14 protein-coding genes are annotated in these 13,545 nt (G+C 72.4%); 9 read left to right on the top strand and 5 right to left on the bottom strand.

The features are described 5' to 3' along the window. Positions 1-145 precede the first annotated feature (145 nt). Positions 146-349 carry a cold-shock protein gene (locus tag ACFV0Q_RS14775; RefSeq protein WP_007265804.1) on the bottom strand — a complete coding sequence of 68 codons (204 nt, stop codon included), beginning with the start codon at positions 347-349 and terminating at the stop codon, positions 146-148. A gap of 237 nt (positions 350-586) precedes the next feature. On the opposite strand from ACFV0Q_RS14775, the gene ACFV0Q_RS14770 reads away from it, so the two are divergent. The 5 genes from ACFV0Q_RS14770 (at position 587) to ACFV0Q_RS14750 (ending at position 6,290) form a co-directional block, all read left to right on the top strand. Continuing rightward, positions 587-1,450, top strand: coding sequence for a menaquinone biosynthetic enzyme MqnA/MqnD family protein (locus ACFV0Q_RS14770; protein ID WP_385005143.1), 864 nt, complete (start codon positions 587-589; stop codon positions 1,448-1,450). A gap of 181 nt (positions 1,451-1,631) precedes the next feature. Then, positions 1,632-2,297 carry a hypothetical protein gene (locus tag ACFV0Q_RS14765; RefSeq protein WP_385005141.1) on the top strand — a complete coding sequence of 222 codons (666 nt, stop codon included), beginning with the start codon at positions 1,632-1,634 and terminating at the stop codon, positions 2,295-2,297. A 65-nt stretch (positions 2,298-2,362) separates the two neighbouring features. Further along, positions 2,363-4,366, top strand: a complete 2,004-nt coding sequence (locus tag ACFV0Q_RS14760) for a serine/threonine-protein kinase (protein WP_385005139.1) — start codon at positions 2,363-2,365, stop codon at positions 4,364-4,366. A gap of 73 nt (positions 4,367-4,439) precedes the next feature. Continuing rightward, a complete protein-coding gene (gene mqnC / locus ACFV0Q_RS14755) occupies positions 4,440-5,639 on the top strand; it encodes a cyclic dehypoxanthinyl futalosine synthase (protein WP_385005137.1) in 1,200 nt (399 codons plus the stop codon). A gap of 6 nt (positions 5,640-5,645) precedes the next feature. Next, positions 5,646-6,290, top strand: coding sequence for a hypothetical protein (locus ACFV0Q_RS14750; RefSeq protein ID WP_385005135.1), 645 nt, complete (start codon positions 5,646-5,648; stop codon positions 6,288-6,290). Positions 6,291-6,328: 38 nt separating this feature from the next. Here ACFV0Q_RS14750 and ACFV0Q_RS14745 read toward each other — a convergent pair whose 3' ends face one another. Next, on the bottom strand, positions 6,329-7,069 hold the full coding sequence (locus tag ACFV0Q_RS14745; protein ID WP_385005133.1) for a DUF3152 domain-containing protein: 741 nt from the start codon (positions 7,067-7,069) through the stop codon (positions 6,329-6,331). A gap of 167 nt (positions 7,070-7,236) precedes the next feature. Between ACFV0Q_RS14745 and ACFV0Q_RS14740 the strand changes: the two genes are divergently transcribed. Together ACFV0Q_RS14740 and ACFV0Q_RS14735 are read left to right on the top strand one after the other, a co-directional pair. Further along, positions 7,237-7,929 carry a demethylmenaquinone methyltransferase gene (locus ACFV0Q_RS14740; RefSeq protein ID WP_385005131.1) on the top strand — a complete coding sequence of 231 codons (693 nt, stop codon included), beginning with the start codon at positions 7,237-7,239 and terminating at the stop codon, positions 7,927-7,929. A gap of 9 nt (positions 7,930-7,938) precedes the next feature. Further along, a complete protein-coding gene (locus ACFV0Q_RS14735) occupies positions 7,939-8,862 on the top strand; it encodes a glutaminase (protein WP_385005129.1) in 924 nt (307 codons plus the stop codon). A gap of 282 nt (positions 8,863-9,144) precedes the next feature. Here ACFV0Q_RS14735 and ACFV0Q_RS14730 read toward each other — a convergent pair whose 3' ends face one another. Further along, positions 9,145-9,675, bottom strand: coding sequence for a GNAT family N-acetyltransferase (locus tag ACFV0Q_RS14730; protein WP_385005127.1), 531 nt, complete (start codon positions 9,673-9,675; stop codon positions 9,145-9,147). Between the two features lie 99 nt (positions 9,676-9,774). Here ACFV0Q_RS14730 and ACFV0Q_RS14725 point away from each other — a divergent pair, with 99 nt between their 5' ends. Beyond that, on the top strand, positions 9,775-11,058 hold the full coding sequence (locus ACFV0Q_RS14725; RefSeq protein WP_385005125.1) for a geranylgeranyl reductase family protein: 1,284 nt from the start codon (positions 9,775-9,777) through the stop codon (positions 11,056-11,058). Positions 11,059-11,125: 67 nt separating this feature from the next. Here the strand turns inward: ACFV0Q_RS14725 and ACFV0Q_RS14720 are convergent, their stop codons facing one another. Both ACFV0Q_RS14720 and ACFV0Q_RS14715 read right to left on the bottom strand, forming a co-directional pair. Beyond that, entirely contained in the window at positions 11,126-11,386 is a 261-nt protein-coding gene (locus tag ACFV0Q_RS14720; RefSeq protein WP_385005123.1) for a hypothetical protein, read from the bottom strand. A 173-nt stretch (positions 11,387-11,559) separates the two neighbouring features. Then, complete coding sequence (locus ACFV0Q_RS14715) at positions 11,560-12,429, bottom strand: C40 family peptidase (protein WP_385005121.1); 870 nt, start codon at positions 12,427-12,429, stop codon at positions 11,560-11,562. A 747-nt stretch (positions 12,430-13,176) separates the two neighbouring features. On the opposite strand from ACFV0Q_RS14715, the gene ACFV0Q_RS14710 reads away from it, so the two are divergent. After that, the gene (locus tag ACFV0Q_RS14710; RefSeq protein WP_045946775.1) at positions 13,177-13,536 is read left to right on the top strand and encodes an NADH-quinone oxidoreductase subunit A; all 360 of its coding nucleotides are present in this window, start codon (positions 13,177-13,179) and stop codon (positions 13,534-13,536) included. Positions 13,537-13,545 lie beyond the last annotated feature (9 nt).

Genomic DNA, 13,545 nt, shown 5'->3' with positions numbered 1-13,545 from the left:
GACACCGCAAGGTGGCCGGGGCCGCTGCCGTTCCCCCCGCAACCGCCGGAGGACAAAGGCAGGAGCCCCGCCCCCTCCGCTCGCACGGAGGAGGCAGGGCTCCTTGGGTACTGCTAATCCAACCGCGATCCGGTCGGCCAGGCGACTAGGCCGGGGTAACGTTCTCCGCCTGCGGGCCCTTCGGACCCTGCGTGACGTCGAAGTTCACCTGCTGGTTCTCCTCGAGGGAGCGGAAGCCAGAGGCGTTGATCGCGGAGTAGTGGACGAAGACATCCGGGCCGCCGCCGTCCTGGGCGATGAAGCCGAAGCCCTTTTCAGCGTTGAACCACTTCACGGTTCCGGTAGCCATGAGCCCTCCTATGGGCCAAAGGGTCGCCCTGCTCCAGAACCTGCTAAGAAGTCTGAAAACTACAAAAGCCTGCGGGTTACATGCTCCGCAGGCCTCGTACTGCAAGGGAAACCAAACTGCAACTTGCGTCGAGCCTAGCACGCACCCTCGGGGCGAGACCAGAGGGAAAGATCACGTCACCCGGACGTTTGAGACCCGCCTGATCGCTGACGGAGAGACGGCGGCTAGTCTCGCGATGTGGACGCCTATCGCAGCCGGCCCCGCGTCGGCCACATCCAGTTCCTGAACTGCCTGCCCCTCTACTGGGGGCTGGCCCGAACCGGCACGCTGCTGGACATGGAGCTGACCAAGGACACCCCCGAGAAGCTCAGCGAGCGCCTCGTACGGGGCGAGCTGGACATCGCCCCGATCACCCTCGTCGAGTTCCTCCGCAACGCCGACCAGCTCGTCGCCTTCCCCGACCTCGCGGTCGGCTGCGACGGCCCCGTGATGTCCTGCGTGATCGTCTCGCAGGTCCCGCTGGAGCAGCTGGACGGCGCCCGGGTCGCCCTCGGATCGACCTCGCGCACCTCCGTACGCCTCGCCCAGCTGCTGCTCTCCGAGCAGTACGGGGTCCGGCCCGACTACTACAGCTGCCCCCCTGACCTGGGGCTGATGATGCAGGAGGCGCAGGCGGCGGTGCTGATCGGCGACGCCGCGCTGCGCGCTTCGCTGCACGACGCGCCGCGCCTGGGCCTGACCGTGCACGACCTGGGCCAGATGTGGAAGGACTGGACGGGACTGCCGTTCGTCTTCGCCGTCTGGGCGGCCCGCAAGGAGTACCTCGCCCGTGAGCCGCAGGTGGTCCACGAGGCCCACGAGGCGTTCCTCGCCTCCCGTGACCTCTCCTTGGAGGAAGTCGCGAAGGTCGCCGACCAGGCGGCCCGCTGGGAGGCCTTCGACGCCGAACTGCTGGAGCGCTACTTCACCACCCTCGACTTCCGCTTCGGCCCCGAGCAGCTGGCCGGCGTGCGGGAATTCGCACGCCGTACGGGTCCGGACACCGGGTACGCCGCGGATGTCGCCGTAGAGCTCCTGAAGGTGGCCGACCGGGACGGGTGACCGGGTTTATCGCCGTCGATCTCCGGTGCTCGGGAACGGGGAGGAACGGGGAATGTTCCGTTTGCCGGGAATTCGTTCCCCTTTCGTATTCTCGTGGCCCTCACGTGAATAGGAACGAGGGACGGGGGGCCCGATGGCATTCGGCAGGAACAGGAACACACCGGTCGAGCCCGATGAACCGGTGCACTGGGAAGCGATCACCCGGTTCGTCGTCGGCCGGACGCTGCGCGACGCCGTGCGGGAGTCCCGGCGCGGCCGGGGACCGTATGCGATCCGCGTCCCGCGGCCGCTGGGGGAGGACCTGGTCCCGGCGCTCTTCATCGTGCCGGCCGAGCCCGGCGGGCCGCCGCGGCGCGGGTTCCGGCTGTACGAGGACGAGGGCGGCCGGAGCCTCCTGTGCCAGGTGACCCCGGCCGGCCCCGAGCCCGGGGCGGGCCCGTACCGGGTGACCGACCCGGCCGGGCTGGAGCTGGGCGCCGTCCACCGCACCCCGGCCGCGCAGCGGCTGGTCCGCCACGGCTGGTGGCTGGAGCGGCCCGGACGGCCGGAGGCGGTGGCCGAGCGCGGCTGGGCGCGCGGCGGCCCCGGGCGGGCGCTGGAGCGGGGCGCCGGGAAGCTGCTGGGCAGCGTCGTCGACGGCCTGCTGAGCATGGGGGCCGAGGGCGACGCGGCCGGCGGGCCGAAGCCGGTGGTGTGGCGGTCCGGGGACCGCTTCGTGCTCACCTTCCAGCCCTCGCAGGGCCCGCGCTGGTACACCGTGGACCGGGACGGCGCCCTGGACCGGCGCCTCGCGTTCGCGCTGGCCGTACTGCGCGAGAGCGAGGTGTGGGGAGGGGACCGGCGCTGACCGGCACGACCCCCTAAGGTGCTGCGTGTCGACGCGACACCACAACTCGGGGGACGGGGGACGCGATGCAGCCGCTCGAAGCCGGCGAGCCACGGGTCATCGGCGCGTACCGGCTGCTCGGCCGGCTCGGCGCGGGCGGCATGGGCCGGGTCTATCTGGGGCGCAGCGCGGGCGGCCGGACCGTCGCCGTCAAGATCGTGCACCCGCACTTCGCCGCCGACGAGGAGTTCCGGGCCCGGTTCCGCCGCGAGGTGGAGGCCGCGCGGCGGGTGGGCGGCGAGTGGACGGCGCCCGTGCTGGACGCCGATCCGGAGGCGGCCGTGCCGTGGGTGGCGACCGGGTACGTGGCGGGGCCCTCGCTGGACCGGGCGGTGGCCGGGCACGGTCCGCTGCCCGAGGCCTCGGTACGGGCGGTCGGCGCGGGGCTGGCCCGGGCCCTGGTGGCGGTGCACGCGCTGGGACTCGTACACCGGGACGTGAAGCCGTCCAACGTGATGCTGACCCTCGACGGGCCGCGGCTGATCGACTTCGGCATCGCCCGGGCCACCGACGGCACCGCCTCGCTGACGTCCACCGGGGTGTCCGTCGGCTCGCCCGGCTACATGTCGCCGGAGCAGATCCTGGGCAAGGGCGTCACCGGCGCCTCGGACGTGTTCTCGCTGGGCGCGGTCATGGCCTTCGCGGCGACCGGGCGGCCGCCCTTCACCGGGGACAACTCCGCGACCCTCCTCTACAAGGTGGTCCACGAGCCGCCGGAGCTGGACGGGATCCCGGCCGGGGAGCTGCGCGAGCTGATCGCGTCCTGCCTGGCGAAGGCCGCCTCCGGGCGTCCGGCGCCCGAGGACCTGGCGGCGGCCCTGGGCGGGGCCCTGGGCGCCCCGGGCTGGCTGCCGGGGCCGCTGGTGGAGGAGGCGAGCCGGGCGGCGGTGGCCCTGCTGGACCTGGACGCCGATGCCTCCGAGGGCGGGGCGGGGGGCGGGGCCTTCGCGGAGGCCGGGTCCGGGCCGGTGCCGTTCACGGGGTCTTCCGCCGGCGGGCCCGTGGGCGTCGGCTTCGGGACGCCCGACCCTTCGTACGGGGGCCGGGGCGGCTCGCCGTACTCCGGCCCGGCGGGCCCGTACGGGTCCTCGGGCGCGGGCGGCGTCTACGGCACCCCCACCGCGACGGGCGGCGGCACCCCGGGCACCTCCGGCGCGGCCGGGTCCCCCGGCGGCCCGGGCAGCCACGGCCCGTACGCCTCCTCGGGCGGGCCGGCGCCCTCCGGCACCCCGGGCGCCCACGGCCCGTACGGGTCATCGGGCGCGGGCGGCGTGTACGGCAGCCCCACCGCGACGGCGGGCGGCGGCGCCCCGGGCGCCCACGGCTCGGCGGGCTCGGCCGGGGTCTCCGGCGGCCCCGGCGGCCCCGGCGCGGCCGTGCCCGGGCAGCGGACCGGCCCCGAGGGCCGCCGGGCGAGCCTCAGCGTGGCGGGCCGCCGCTTCAGCTGCACCCTGGTGCTCGGCGCCGCGGCCCTGGCGGTGGCGCTGTCCGGCGGCCTGTACGCGACGGGGATGCTGCCCGGCCTGGGCCGGGACCAGGGCCGTGACGTGGCGTCGGGCCACGCCCAGCCGGGCAAGAGCCCCGACCCGGCGGCCTCCGCCCCCGCGTCGGGACCGGCCTCGGCCCCGCCCTCGGCGGCGGCCTCCGACGCCCCGCCCAAGGGCACCCGTACCGACGTCCCCAAGGAGCTGACCGGCACCTGGAAGGGCACCGTCATCACCGCCCGCATGGGCGTGCCCAGCGAGTTCGAGATCACCATCAAGGCCGGCAGGGTCGGCGAGGTCGTCGGCCGGGACAAGTCGGTCATCGAACTCCTCGGCACCGACTGCAGCGGCGACTGGAAGCTGTCCTCCGCCACCGACCGCTCCCTCGTCCTCGACACGGCGGGCGGCCCCAACCCCGCCCCCGGCGTCTGCGCGAGCGGCTCCTCCGACGAACGCTTCACCCTCAACCCGAACGGAACCCTCCACTACCGGTCGGGCGACCGGGCCGCCGGGAACCCCGAGGGCGACCTGACCCGTAGCCCCTGACGAGCCCGGACCGCCCCTGCCGTAGGCTGGATCGGCCCGAACCCTTGACACACCGCCGAAAGGTGACGCACCGGTGACCGACCAGGCCGCTCTCCAGTCTGTCCTCGACCGTGCCGCCGCAGGGGGCCGGATCACCAGGGAAGAGGCCCTCGACCTCTACCGGGACGCCCCGCTGCACGCGCTCGGCCAGGCCGCCGACGCGGCGCGCCGCCTGCGCTACGCCGGTACGGAGCACATCGCGACGTACATCATCGAGCGCAACATCAACTACACCAACGTGTGCGTCACGGCGTGCAAGTTCTGTGCCTTCTACGCGGCCCCCAAGGACACGAAGAAGGGCTGGTCCCGCGACCTCGACGACATCCTGCGCCGCTGCGCGGAGACCGTCGAGCTGGGCGGCACGCAGATCATGTTCCAGGGCGGGCACCACCCGGACTACGGCGTGGAGTACTACGAGGAGCACTTCTCCGCCATCAAGAAGGCGTACCCGCAGCTGGTGATCCACTCCCTCGGCGCCTCCGAGGTGGACCACATGGCCCGCATCTCCGGCGTCAGCGCCGAGGAGGCCATCCGCCGCATCCACGCGGCCGGCCTCGACTCCTTCGCGGGCGCCGGCGCCGAACTCCTCCCGGCGCGGCCGCGCAAGGCCATCGCCCCGCTCAAGGAGTCCGGCGAGCGCTGGCTGGAGATCATGGAGATCGCCCACCGGCTGGGCGTGGAGTCCACCTCCACCATGCTGATGGGCACCGGCGAGACCAACGCCGAGCGCATCGAGCACATCGCGATGATCCGGGACACGCAGGACCGCACCGGCGGCTTCCGCGCGTTCATCCCGTACACGTACCAGCCCGAGAACAACCACCTCAAGGGCCGGACCCAGGCGACGGTCTTCGAGTACCTGCGGATGATCGCGATCGCGCGGCTCTTCCTCGACAACATCGCGCACATCCAGGGCTCCTGGCTGACCGTCGGCAAGGAGGCGGGCCAGCTCTCCCTGCACTACGGCGCCGACGACCTCGGTTCGATCATGCTGGAGGAGAACGTCGTCTCCTCGGCCGGTGCCAAGCACCGCTCGAACCGTCAGGAGATCATCGACCTGATCCGCAAGGCGGGCCGCGTCCCCGCGCAGCGCGCGACGACGTACGAGCACCTGCTCGTGCACGAGGACCCGGCGAACGACCCCGTCGACGACCGCGTCGTCTCGCACATCTCCTCGACGGCCATCGAGGGTGGCACCGCGCACCCCGAGCTGAAGCTCATCTCCAGCAGCTGACGCTCGATGCTGACGCTGCACACCGCCGAACTCCTCGTCGCCGGACCGGGATCCGCGCCCCTCGCGGGCGGCGCGGTCCTGGTCGAGGGCGACCGGATCGTCCGCGTGGGCCCGTACGAGGAGCTCGGCGCGGGCGCCCCGCACGCCCGGGTGCGCCGCTGGCCCGGGGTGCTGACCCCGGGGCTGCTGGTGCGCGGGGCGGACGAGCTGCTGGAGCGGACGTACTACCCCGACGACCCGTACGAGACGGCGGAGCTCGGCACCGACCCGATCTGCGGGCGGGACGCCCTCGACGCGCTGAAGATGACCGAGGCGCGCTGGGGCCACAGCGCCCGGCGCGGCACGCAGAAGCTCCTCGCGCGCGGGGTGGTCGCGGTGGCCGGACGGTTCACGGTCGGCTCCGTGCGCACCGCCGTGGTCCGCTCGGGCCTCACCGTGCTGGCGCCCGTCCCCTACGAGGGCACGCCCTCCCTGGACCCCCTCGCCGGGCGGGCAACCCCCGAGGGGGCCTTCCACGGGGTGCTGGAGGCGGGCGCGGCGGCCCGTTTCGCGGTGTTCGCCGTCGCAGGCCTGGCGGAGCTTCCGGAGCGGGGCGCGACGACCTGCGTGGCGACCGTCATCGCCGGGCGGCTCCTGCACCGGCGCCGCTGAACGCCGGGCCGCCGGGCCGCTGAGCCGCCGGCCCGGGCTCAGGGGACGCGGGGACCGGCCAGGTAGGTGCCGTCCTCGGTGTAGGGCCAGGCGTTCGAGGTGCAGCCGAGCAGGCCCTTGATCTGCTGCATCATCGCGGGCGCGGGTTTGCCGGGGCCCGGGCAGGTCTCGTGCTCGTGGCCGAGCTCGTGCCCCACCTCGTGGTTGACGATCAGCGCCCGGTACTCGTCCACGGGGCCGCGGAACTGCGGGGACCCCTCCTGCCAGCGCTTGAGGTTCACCACGACGGTGTGGCCCACCCGGCAGTTGGTCTCCCCGATGAGCTCGGGGGTGACCACCTCGCACAGCCGGTCGGTGGTGGCGGGCGTGGCGATCTTCACGGTGAAGTCCACGGGCTCCCCGCGCCCGGCCAGCCGGAAACCGTACGCGGGGTTGCGTATCCATCCGCGCCGGTCCCCGAGGATCGCCTCGACGGCGCGGGCCGCCCCCTCCGGGTCCACCCCGCTGCCCTGCTCCACCTCCACCCGCCAGCGCATCGCGGGCCCCTTCCCCTGGGCCTTCCCGGAGGCGGAGGAGGCCGTGAACCCCTCCGAGGGCACGGCGGCGGCGCTCCGCGCGGGGCGCTGCGGTCCCCGCGCGTCGGCGGGCCGCTCCTCGTCCGGTGCGAGCCGGTAGGCGGCCACCGGCAGGACGACTAACGCCGCCGCGCACAGGATCGTGCGGCGCAGCCGCCTGCGCCGGTCGATCCGCCGGAAGCTCACTGACTGGCGTGTCGGCATCCTCAAACCCTTTGTTAGGTACGTCCTTCCAGTGTGCCGGGGTCCGGTCCGGCCCCACCGGACCCCCGCCCGGGCCGGGGCAGCGGCCCGGGCGGACGGGCGGCCTGAGAGGATGGACCCGTACCCGCCGACCCGCAGATCCACCGAGCACCGAGGGGCCAACACCAGTGACAAGGGCTTCCCTGGACAAGCAGCCGCACGAAGTCGCCTCCATGTTCGACGGTGTGGCCGCGAACTACGACCTCACCAACGACGTCCTGTCCCTCGGCCAGGCCCGGCTGTGGCGCAAGGAGGTCGCCAGGGCGGTCGCCGCCCGCCCCGGGCAGCTCGTGCTCGACCTGGCGGCCGGGACCGCGACCTCCTCGCTGCCCTTCGCCGCGACCGGCGCGTACGTCGTGCCGTGCGACTTCTCCCTCGGGATGCTGCGCGAGGGCAAGAAGCGCAACCCGTGGCTGCCGCTGACGGCGGGCGACGCGACGCGGCTCCCCTTCAAGGACGGCGTCTTCGACACGGTGACGATCTCCTTCGGGCTGCGCAACGTCCAGGACACCGACAGCGCGCTGCGCGAGCTGTACCGGGTCACGAAGCCCGGCGGACAGGTCGTGATCTGCGAGTTCTCGCAGCCCACCTGGGCGCCCTTCCGGACCGTGTACACCGAGTACCTGATGCGGGCCCTGCCGCCGGTGGCGCGGGCGGTGTCCTCCAACCCCGACGCGTACGTGTACCTCGCCGAGTCCATCCGGGAGTGGCCGGACCAGCCGGCGCTGGCCGCGCTGCTGCAGAAGGCCGGCTGGGGCAAGGTCGCCTGGCGGAACCTGAGCGGCGGCATCGTGGCGCTGCACCGCGGGGTCAAGGCGTAGCGAGCGGTGGTGAACCGGCCCTACGACTACGCGGAACTCCTGGAGCGCATCGCGGCGGACGTCGCCCCGCTGGTGGGCTCCGGCACGCCCGCCGAGTACATCCCGGCGCTGGCGTCCGTGGACCCGGGGCAGTTCGGGATGGCCCTCGCCGATCTGGACGGCAACCTGTACGGGGCGGGGGACTGGCGGGTCCCCTTCTCCGCGCAGTCCGTCACGAAGGTCTTCGCGCTGGCGCTGGCGCTGGCCGAGGGCGGCGACAGCCTGTGGGAGCGGGTGGGCCGGGAGCCCTCCGGCAACCCGTTCAACTCCCTCGTGCAGCTGGAGTACGAGAACGGCATCCCGCGCAACCCCTTCATCAACGCGGGCGCGCTCGTCGTCACCGACCGGCTCCAGACCCTGACCGGGGACGCGAGCAGCGAACTCCTGGACTTCCTGCGGCAGGAGAGCGGCAACCCGGAGATCGGCTTCGACGCGGAGGTCGCGGCCTCGGAGCACGAGCACGGCGACCGGAACGCGGCCGTCGCGCACTTCATGGCTTCGTACGGCAACATCGACAACCCCGTGCCGGCGCTGCTGGACCACTACTTCTGGCAGTGCTCCATCGAGATGAGCTGCGCGGACCTGGCCCTGGCCGGGGGGTTCCTGGCCCGGCACGGGCTGCGCGCGGACGGCTCCCGGCTGCTGACGCGCAGCGAGGCGAAGCAGATCAACGCGGTGATGCTGACCTGCGGGACGTACGACGCGGCGGGCGAATTCGCCTACCGGGTGGGGCTTCCCGGCAAGAGCGGAGTGGGCGGCGGCATCATCGCGGTGGTCCCGGGCCGCTGCACCCTCGCGGTCTGGAGCCCGGGCCTCGACGCCCAGGGCAACTCGGTGGCGGGTGTCGCGGCGCTGGACCGCTTCACCACCCTCACGGGCCTTTCCGTCTTCTAACGCGCCGGTCGTCTGCGGGTGGTCGCCGCTGCGCGGGGCCGTCCCCTACCCATCCCCCAGACTCCGTCCGGGGGGACCCCCAGTCCACCGTTCCCGCCTCAGTCGCCGGCGCGGCTCACTGCACGGCGCTACCGCGCCCGCGCCTCAAACTCCCCCAGCTACCGCTGGGAGGTGCCCCCGGGCGGGGCTGGAGTGTCCGGCGCTGGCCGGCACCATCCAGCCTCGCCGGCGTTTGAGGCGCGGGGTCTGGGGCGGAGTCCCAGGGGGCGGGCGCAGCCCGGGCTACTCCGCCGTGAGGGTGAGTTCGTAGCGGCGGGCTCGGCGGGTGCCGCCCGGGAGGGGGTAGGTCTCGGCCAGGGTCATGCCCAGGCGTTCCGCCACCGCCGCCGAGCGGTGGTTCTTGTCGTTGATCATCGCCACCACCGAAGGAACCCCCACCGCCCGGAGGCGGGACAGCGTCGCCAGCGCGGCGGCATACGCGTACCCCCGACCCCACGCGGACCGCCCCAGCCGCCAGCCGATCTCGATCTCCCCGACCGGCCCCCACGTCTTGTCCGCCGGCCACGGCTGCGCCCCGGTGAAGCCGAGCACCTCGCCGTCCCCGTCCAGCAGCGTCCACAGGCAGTAGCCGAGCTGCGCGTCGTACATCCGCTGCCGGGCGGTGAACTCCTCGTACAGGGACAGCTCGGCGGGCCCGCCGAGGAACTCCATCACCTCGGGGTCGTCGAAGAGGCGGTGCCAGGCGTGGGCGTCCTCGTCCGTCGGGACGCGCAGCCGTACGTCGGGGAGTGGCCGGATGGGCGAGGTGGTCATCGGGGCAGCCCTTCGGGTTCGCGATCTCTCTCGCTGCATAGACTGCGTCATGTCCCGTGCCGTTGGGCACCCCTTATCGAGCCTTCGGGAGACCCCGCAGTGACCGAGCCCCTCTCCGAACACTCCGCGGATGTGATCGTCGTCGGTGCCGGGCCCGCCGGCTCGGCCACCGCCTACCACCTCGCCAAGGCCGGGCTGGACGTCCTGCTCCTGGAGAAGACGGCGTTCCCGCGCGAGAAGGTCTGCGGCGACGGTCTGACCCCGCGGGCGACCAAGCAGCTGGTCTCCATGGGCATCGACATCTCCGAAGAGGCCGGCTGGCTCCGCAACAAGGGTCTGCGCATCATCGGCGGCGGCCAGCGGCTCCAGCTGGACTGGCCGGAACTCGCCTCGTACCCGGACTACGGACTCGTCCGCAAGCGCGACGACTTCGACGAGACCCTGGCCCGCCAGGCGCAGAAGGCCGGTGCCCGGCTGTACGAGCGCTGCAACGTCGGCGAGCCCGTCCGCGACCCCCGTACCGGCCACATCACCGGCGTGCAGGCGAAGCTCGGCGAGGAGAAGACCCCGGTCACCTTCCACGCCCCGCTCGTCGTCGCGGCCGACGGCAACTCCTCGCGCCTGTCCCTCGCGATGGGTCTGCACCGGCGCGAGGACCGCCCGATGGGCGTCGCGGTGCGTACGTACTTCACCTCGCCCCGGCACGACGACGACTACCTGGAGTCCTGGCTGGAGCTGTGGGACCGGCGCGGCACCCAGGACCGGCTGCTGCCCGGCTACGGCTGGATCTTCGGCATGGGCGACGGCACGTCGAACGTCGGCCTCGGCATCCTGAACTCCTCCTCCGCGTTCAAGGAGCTGGACTGGCGCGAGGTCCTCAAGGCCTGGTGCGCGTCCATGCCGGAGGACTGGGGCTACACGCCCGAGAACATGACGCAGCCGATCCGCGGCGCCGCCCTGCCGATGGCGTTCAACCGCCAGCCGCACTACACCAAGGGCCTGCTGCTGGTCGGTGACGCGGGCGGGCTCGTCAACCCGTTCAACGGCGAGGGCATCGCCTACGCGATGGAGTCCGGGCAGATCGCCGCCGAGGTCATCGTGCAGGCGCACGCCCGCGCGACCCCGGCGCAGCGCGAACTGGCGCTGCACAGCTACCCGAAGGTGCTGAAGGAGACCTACGGCGGCTACTACACGCTGGGCCGCGCGTTCGTGAAGCTGATCGGCAACCCGAAGGTCATGAAGATCGCCGCGCAGCGGGGTCTGTCGCACCCGGTGCTGATGCGGTTCACGCTGAAGATGCTGGCGAACCTGACCGACCCGACGGGCGGCGACGCGATGGACCGCATCATCAACGGCCTGAGCAAGGTGGCCCCGAAGGCCTGAGCCGCGCAGGCGCGCCAGGAGCGCCGCAGCACCGCCGAACCGCTTCCCGGGCCGCCCGGGGGGCGGTTCAGGCGTTCGTGGGCCCTTCAGGGGCCTCGGGGGCGCCGTGGACGGCCCGTACGCACCGGGTCAGGAGCACCAGTCCGGACACCAGCAGGGCGCCCGAGACGGTCCAGCCGAGGGCCAGGGTGAGGGTATGCCCGGGTTTGTGCCAGGGGCGGGCGGTGGTCAACAGCCAGCCGCCGACGGCGAGGAGGGCGAGTCCGGCGGCACCCGGGACGGCAGTGGGGTCGCCGGTGCCGTGGTCCTCGTAGGACCGTCTGCTCACCGGATCACCACCTCCAGGTCTTCGTTCGGCGCCCGCCCATCTTCTCAGGGCCCCGGGTGCTTCGGTACCGGTTCCGGTATGCGGTTCCGCGGCCGGCCGCGGCAGGGCGCGCCGGAGGGCCGGCACTCCACCCCCGAGCGGGGGAGTGCCGGCCCTCGTGGCGACCGTGGGGATCAGAGGACGCGGACGGCGCCCGTCGGCATGTCGTAGCTGAGGTTGCGCTCGACGATGCCGGTGCTGGGGTTCTGCGCGCCGACGAACTTGCCGCCGCCCACGTAGATGGCGACGTGGTAGGCGCTGCCCTTGGGGCCCCAGTACAGGATGTCGCCGGGCTGCAGGTTGCTCAGCGAGACCGAGCTGCCGGCCGTCGACTGGTCCTGCGAGGTGCGGTCCAGGGAGATGCCGGCCTGGCGGTAGGCGGCCTGGACGAGGCCCGAGCAGTCGTACGCGGAGGAGCCGGTGGCGCCCATGACGTACGCCTTGCCGACCTGGGCGCGGGCGAAGTTCACGATGGCGGCGGCGGAGCCGGTCGCCTTGGTGGTGCCGGTGCTGGAGCCGCTGCCGGAGCCCGCGGACGGGGTGAAGTCGCCGTCGTCGGAGGCGGAGGCGTTGGTCAGCGAGGTGCGGCCGGAGCTGCGGTTGGCGCGCTCGGCGGCGGCCTTGCGGTCGGCCTCCTGCTTGGCCTTCTGCTCGGCGGCCTTGGTGGCGTCTTCCTTGGCCTGCTTCGCCTCGGCGGCGGCTCCCGTACGGGCGCTCTCCTCCAGGGCGTTCAGCTCGCCGGTCACGGCGGCCTCTACGGCTGCGACGCGCGTGGTCTCGGCGGCCGTGTTGACGGCGCCCGCGACCTCGGCGCCGAGGTTCAGGTCGAGGACCGGCATTTCGAGCGTCGTCTCGGCCACGGGCTCGGGGGACGGGGACGCGCTCGCGGTGCCGGCCATGGCCAGGGTGCTGAGGACGCCACCGGCAACTCCGGCGCGGACCGCGAGCTTCGAGGCGCTACGGCGGGGCTTCCGGTGGCTGGGTATGTGAGCGGTGTGGGACATGAGAACAACCGCTATCAGGGGTGCCGGGTCTCCTTCAAGAAACGTGGTCTGCGCCACAGTTGTGGAAGAAGCCCGCGAACCGGGCGCGTCGCGCCTCTTATTGACGCCGTAACGGGCGTAACGGACACCCTTTCACAAGGCTGTGATCATGGGGTTTCAGTATTAAGTCCGAATTGATCCACTGCCTACCATCCAGCCGGACAGATGGCCAAGCCCCCTTTCGACGGCCCTCTCGGGGTGTGTTGCAGGTCACAGTTACCTGCTGCCGTGGGGGCGCTGTGGCCGGTCTGTGATCCGACCGTGAACTCGTTGTGCGGTTCGTGAACGGATGCACATCCTCCGCTCACCCGTCACCCCGCCGTCGACTCCCGGCCACCCTGTCCACTCCGGTACCCCGGGGCTCCCCCGACCGGGGGAGGCGGATTCCTTTATCACTCCGGGCCGCCCTGCCGCCAATTTGCCTGTGCTCGCCATCATTTGATAGAGCGGCACGCCTTCCACCTGCGACGACGAGCCCGGATGTCACCTTTGGTGATCATGTGGATGCCTTGCGTGCGAAGATCACCACTCATCGGACTTCATGATCGTTCGTCAGGTGGTGGAGATCACAAACTCGGTGTTGTTACCCGTGTCGCAGATCACAGACCGGCAGGCATAAGATGCGCACCAGTCCGGCTTGTGAACTGCCTCACATGCGCCGGAGCGCAGCGGTCCAACGGTCAAGGACGACTGGAAGGAGCGAGGAGCGTGAATGCGTACGCACCCATCCTCGTGCTCGGCGCCATCGGCGCAGGGTTTGCGATCTTCTCCGTGGTCATGGCCACGCTGATCGGCCCAAAACGGTACAACCGGGCGAAGCTTGAAGCCTACGAGTGCGGCATCGAGCCCACCCCGATGCCTGCGGGCGGCGGTCGCTTCCCCATCAAGTACTACCTGACGGCGATGCTCTTCATCGTCTTCGACATCGAGATCGTCTTCCTCTACCCCTGGGCCGTCACCTTCGACTCCCTGGGGATCTTCGGGCTCGTCGAGATGCTGCTCTTCGTGCTCACCGTCTTCGTCGCCTACGCCTACGTCTGGCGCCGCGGCGGCCTGGAATGGGACTGAGGGGCTGAA

The organism is Streptomyces sp. NPDC059564, from assembly GCF_042735575.1.
Taxonomy (GTDB): Bacteria; Actinomycetota; Actinomycetes; order Streptomycetales; family Streptomycetaceae; genus Streptomyces.
This window is presented reverse-complemented; position numbering and strand designations above follow the sequence as displayed.

Coding starts and splice junctions, on each gene's coding strand:
- ACFV0Q_RS14730 (WP_385005127.1), bottom strand. CDS start 9,675: ATGACCACCTCGCCCATCCGGCCACTCCCCGACGTACGGCTGCGCGTC.
- ACFV0Q_RS14760 (WP_385005139.1), top strand. CDS start 2,363: ATGCAGCCGCTCGAAGCCGGCGAGCCACGGGTCATCGGCGCGTACCGG.
- ACFV0Q_RS14745 (WP_385005133.1), bottom strand. CDS start 7,069: ATGCCGACACGCCAGTCAGTGAGCTTCCGGCGGATCGACCGGCGCAGG.
- ACFV0Q_RS14750 (WP_385005135.1), top strand. CDS start 5,646: ATGCTGACGCTGCACACCGCCGAACTCCTCGTCGCCGGACCGGGATCC.
- ACFV0Q_RS14775 (WP_007265804.1), bottom strand. CDS start 349: ATGGCTACCGGAACCGTGAAGTGGTTCAACGCTGAAAAGGGCTTCGGC.
- ACFV0Q_RS14715 (WP_385005121.1), bottom strand. CDS start 12,429: ATGTCCCACACCGCTCACATACCCAGCCACCGGAAGCCCCGCCGTAGC.